Here is a 5,138-nt window from a genome sequence, read left to right on the forward strand (position 1 = left end):
GTCGATCCCTTCAAAGAGATCGTGAAACTCGCCTATCTCGTGTGCCGCGAGAAGGTGGGAGCGGAACGACGCTTACCCGGAATACCCGTGTGGCGAATGTTCAAAGACGCCTTCTTGCAGCGCAGTATGTCCGTATGTCAACGGATAAACAGAGCTATTCCATCCAAAACCAAGCTGCTGCCATCGCAGCCTACGCGCGTGCGCACAACCTAACTATCATCCGCACCTACTCGGACGAAGGAGAGAGTGGTCTAAAGATTACGAACAGATCCGGACTGGCTAGCCTGATTGAGGATGTTCGCTCAGGGCAGGCCAACTTCGATCATCTTCTCGTCTATGACGTCAGCCGATGGGGACGCTTCCAGGACATTGACGAAAGCGCACACTACGAGTTCCTGTGCAAGCAAGCCGGCATCAAGGTCGTTTATTGCGCGGAGCAGTTCGACAACGATGGGAGCCTACTGTCGAGCATCATAAAGAACCTGAAGCGGGTGATGGCCGCGGAGTACAGCCGTGAGCTGTCGGCGAAGGTTCTGGATGGCGCCTGTAGACTATCGCGATTGGGGTTTCGAGCGGGGGGAAGACCAGGCTATGGATTGCGGCGGGAGCTTGTTGATGAGAACGGACACTCACGGGGCTTCTTGCAAGCCGGTGAGCGCAAGTACCTGCAGACCGATCACGTTATTCTTAGACCAGGACCGGAACATGAGCAGGAGATCGTTCGGGAAATCTTCAGGCGGTTCGCAGTAGCAAAATGGTCTCAGGTTGAGATCGTTCGGCAACTGAACAAGGATCGCCTACTCACATTATATGGAAGGCAGTGGACCACGTCGGCCATCCATTACTTGCTGCAGAACGAAAGCTATATCGGAAACGTCGTTTATAACCGAAAAACCTTTCACCTTGGCCAGCCTCAGAAGCTAAATCCCCCCGATCGGTGGATCAGGAGCGAAGGCGCCCTTCCTCAAATCGTGGAGCCGGCCCTCTTTTGGCGAGCCCACAAAGGTTACGTGATCATTACAACAGGCTGTCCAGCGAGGAAATGCTGAAGCGGTTGCGGTTGCTGCTAAAGAGGCAAGGAAAACTCACCGGACGGATTATTGATGAGGCGGTAGGCCTGCCTTGCTCATCGGAGTACCAATTGCGGTTTGGGAGCATACGGACAGCCTACAGACTTATCGGCTATGAAGCCACGATCGATTGCAGCTATCTGGGAACACGCGAAGCCTGTGCTGAGCTGATCACTGATTTGCGAACTCAGGTTGTCGATGCCCTCGACAGGGCGAATTGGAGATCAGCCTTGAGGGAGCACGGGACGTTAGTGGTAAACGAAGAGACTGCCATCTCGTTTCGGGTCGCGCGCTACTGGCGTGCGAAGGGTAGAAAACCGATTTGGACCGTTCGGCATGGCGCTCGCTTGCCTGACGGGTTCATTCTTGCCATTCGGCTGGACGAAACGAACAGGACACCGTTGGACTATTTCTTGCTGCCGACTGGCAAGGTCGCGCGACGGACAATCTGCTTCAGTGAGAAAGGCTGCTCTCGATACCGCAACCATCAGTTTTTATCCGCTCAACGAGCAATACAAGCACTGCTGACCGAAGTGTCAGGGTACCCGTCCGATCAATCATCGTCCGAGTAAAGGAGCGCGCACCATCTGGGACCGTTTAATTACAGCTTAATTTCTCTGTGATCACCATGGGGGAAACGCAGCGGCGATCTGTCTTCGCGATAGACCGTTCGGAGGTGGTCCGCATGGGTGACGCTGTAGTCTATTTCGCTGTCATTGCGGGGTGGCTCGCTTTCAACGGGATTGTTGCCGCGGCCTTGACGTATTGCGCGCCTGGCGATCGGCTTTGGCGCCGCCCGCAATTAGAACCCGCTGACGGCGGTCAAGACTCGCATCAGTCCGAGGAAGAGACCGCTATCGTGCGGATGCTCAAGCCGACCTGAGGACGCACGCACGGCGAGCGGTACCGTCGCAGCCTGAGGCCCGGCGGTCTCACCTGTTTAGCTCGTTGCGCAAGCAGGGTTGCCTCAGCTTCACGTATCATTTTGCGAAGAATATAAAGTTGGACCATACGGTGCATCATCACCTCGACCCGCTTAGCTAGGGCCTCGGCTGAGATCTCATTACAACCACTCATAAACACTACTTCCACGATACTATTAAAAATGCCGTAGCCGTCAAACTTGATCTCGTGAATCCGTGTGGGCAGTGCCGGCTCGATGAAGCCCGTGTAGGGCCCTCAGCTATGTGGCGATGAGGACAGTTCACAGTACCGCTGTGGTTCGAACGCTGCGCACGACCTCGACGCCTACCTTGGCCAGCGCAACGTCAACTGTGTTCCTCTCAGCCTCGACCGGTATGGCAGCACGGTCGCGATGTGTTCGGTTGCGGGCAGGGATCTTGGGGAATGCCTTGGACGCAACGGTCTCGCGCTGGATTGGCCGCAATACGAAGCTCGGGGCGAAGCTGAGCGTGCGGGCCAAGGACTCTGGAAGGGCAGCTATATGAGCCGTGGCTCTACCGTGCATGCATCCGCGCAAGCGGAAACCCGTCCGCCTGTTCGGACGACGCAAATGCCCATCCTTGATGGGCTCAACTGCGAGGCATCAATCCACAATGTGCGATAGTCGCAAGCAGCTCGACATCGACGCGGCGCGCAGGCGCTGAAGGCCGCGGAAGCCGTGGTGTTCGAATGAGTGCGCCGCTGACCTTATCCATGGACACGGCGTCGCTCCAGGCAGCCGTTTCCGAGATCGGCTTACTTCTTGCCGAGGTGGGAGAGCGCGGCCTTGAATTTGTCCAGGCTCTTGCTTCGCCTGATCGAGTCCGGCGAGCAGCTTATCGCGCTCAAGAGTGACGTCGACGCCGCAGCCGGCGCAGGTGAAACGATCATTCGCGCGTATCCAAGCGATGGTCTCGGCCGTCTTGCGGCTGCACTTCGGGCAGGGAATTTTGATGCTGTGATCGTCGAACAGGCGTTTGGACATTCTGAAATCTCCGATGCTTGCGTAGAACCTTCGATCGGAGACAGCGCGCCGGGTGAGTCGCAAGGCTCATCCGGCGTGTCATCCACAGGAGGCGGGCGATGACGCTGTCTCGCCGTCGCTTCTTCAATCTCTTCGCGCTGGTGCCGCTCGCAGCGGTGCGGCCACGCGGCACTGAGACGCTGCCAGCGCTCGGGCTTGTCCGCGGCGCGCCGTTGTCCGGCGAGGGCTTATTCGTTCCCGCCTTAGGAGTGGAGGTACTCGCGTGTCGCCTAACCGATGGGCTTAGTGCCGAGATTGAGAAGGTGCACCGGGAATGCCGTGCTCAGACATCCTCAGAAGTTCATCCACGAGAAACTGGAGGGCGTCGTTGACTTCTTTCGTGAAGCCCTCATTGCCCAGCTGCAAAGTTTGCGAAAGCATATCCGCAGTTCGCATGGCGAAAGCCGACACATCCGCAGGCGCCAGCAGATTCTTTTCTGCAAGCGTGATCATTAAGCTCGCCAGCATCGTTACCTGCGCCGTCAAGACTGCGCGCATCGCGCCGCCGGACGTGATGTTTATGACTTTGAGTATCTGGTCGTCGTTCAATTCTATCTCCTGTGGAGTGCAGTGCGTGAAAGCGCACCGTCAAGCGTGTCAGCTTGGCAGTGATGCCGTCAGCGAAGCCAGGCCGGTGAGGGTCCCGTTCGGGATTGCAGCCGATTCGCTGGCTTAGCCCAGATATGAACCGGTAAGTGATCACCATTCTGCTCCTCAAATTCGTCATCGCCACCCTGATGGTCTTCACCGCGTTTGGTCTCGCGTCCGCGGTGCTGGTCGGCCGGCGCCGCGCCCAGCCGGTCGACCCTTATTTCCATCCCTTCGGCGACATGCCGGGTTTTTCGCGCGAGCAGCTCGAGCAGATCGCGCGGCTGTCCGTGCCTCCCCGTTCCGATCGAGTTGCCCTCCGATCGGATGCCGGCGCCGGCCGGCCCTCCGTCCGCTCGGGCGACGCCGGCGCCGGCAACTCTCTCCGGAGGCGCCGCCATGCCTTCCGATTTCACAATGGCCGAGCACGCCAATTTCGTCGCCGCGAAGGTGGTGGCGCATGCGACCGCCTATCTCGATCATCGTAACGATCGCGAGCTGCTGGCACACAACGCGCAAGTAGTAATGGGTGAGCTGCTGATCGCCGTCGGCGAGGACCGCGCCGCGAAGGCGATCCTCGATCCGGCGCGGCTACTCGCCCAGGCGATGATGGGCACGGCGAATGCCGAGGGCGAGGCGCGCATCGACAGCTGGCGTGACGTGATGAGCGCCCTGGTCGAGCTGATCCGGAACGAGAGCCATGAGCCCCGCCGTCGGAGCACAGCGCTCATGAGACCGCTCTCCCAGGTGCTGACCGACCTGATCATCTGTGCCGAGAATGCAGTGACGCTGAGGGGCAATGCCCCGCCGCGCAACTTCGGCGCGCTCGCGGCCGACATTCGGCATGCTGACACATTGCGCGCGGAAGGCGTCCGCACCACGCGCGCGGCGATGGCGATGATTACCGCGATAGAGGCCTATCGCGCGACCGATGGCGATGCAGGCTCGCCGTGGCTGATGATCGTCGGCGCGACACTGTCACTGCTGTGCGCGAAGCATGGGTCGCGCTCAACGAGGAGAAGGAGACGCGCGCCAATGGCCGCTAACTCCGCGATCGAGTGGACCGATGCCACCGTGAATTTCTGGTGGGGTTGCGCGAAGGTCGGACCTGGTTGCGATCACTGCTATGCGGAAGCGTGGGCCAAGCGAACGGGCGCCAACATTTGGGGGGATGGTGCCCCTCGCCGCAACATCAAGAGCGCGGTCGCGCTGATCCATCGTCTCGACAATGACTATTCATGGTGGGCCGCGGACGCGTGCAGCGGTTTCCTGCCGAAGCATTGCGGCTTGCGGCGTCGCGTCTTCGTTCAGTCCATGTCGGACCTGTTCGACCTGGAGGTGCCGATCGACTGGTTCTCGGAGGCGTGACAGCACATCGAAGCATGCAACCGGCTCGAGCTCCAGATCGTCCCTGCGCCCGCGCAAACGGCCGCCAAGGGCCGATTCCGTTGAAAAAGGTTGAAGTAGTTCAATGTATCTGGCGCCAGCCTCGACGAGACCGAGCGCTTTGCCGG

General features: G+C 59.4%; 4 protein-coding genes. 3 read left to right on the plus strand and 1 reads right to left on the minus strand.

Features of this window, described 5'->3' with window-relative positions; translation table 11 throughout:
- Positions 1-1,049: recombinase family protein (locus ACZXDY_RS44590; protein WP_464349845.1), on the plus strand; the 1,049-nt coding region annotated here is incomplete at its 5' end.
- 1,750 nt (positions 1,050-2,799) lie between these two features.
- Positions 2,800-3,099 carry a hypothetical protein gene (locus ACZXDY_RS44595; RefSeq protein WP_464349846.1) on the plus strand — a complete coding sequence of 100 codons (300 nt, stop codon included), beginning with the start codon at positions 2,800-2,802 and terminating at the stop codon, positions 3,097-3,099.
- A gap of 180 nt (positions 3,100-3,279) precedes the next feature.
- Here ACZXDY_RS44595 and ACZXDY_RS44600 read toward each other — a convergent pair whose 3' ends face one another.
- Positions 3,280-3,585, minus strand: coding sequence for a hypothetical protein (locus ACZXDY_RS44600; protein WP_464349847.1), 306 nt, complete (start codon positions 3,583-3,585; stop codon positions 3,280-3,282).
- 438 nt (positions 3,586-4,023) lie between these two features.
- Between ACZXDY_RS44600 and ACZXDY_RS44605 the strand changes: the two genes are divergently transcribed.
- Positions 4,024-4,992 (plus strand): DUF5131 family protein, encoded by a 969-nt coding sequence (locus tag ACZXDY_RS44605; RefSeq protein ID WP_464349848.1) that lies wholly within the window; start codon positions 4,024-4,026, stop codon positions 4,990-4,992.
- The last annotated feature ends 146 nt before the right edge of the window (positions 4,993-5,138 follow it).

It is taken from the genome of Bradyrhizobium sp. LeoB3 (assembly GCF_055456055.1).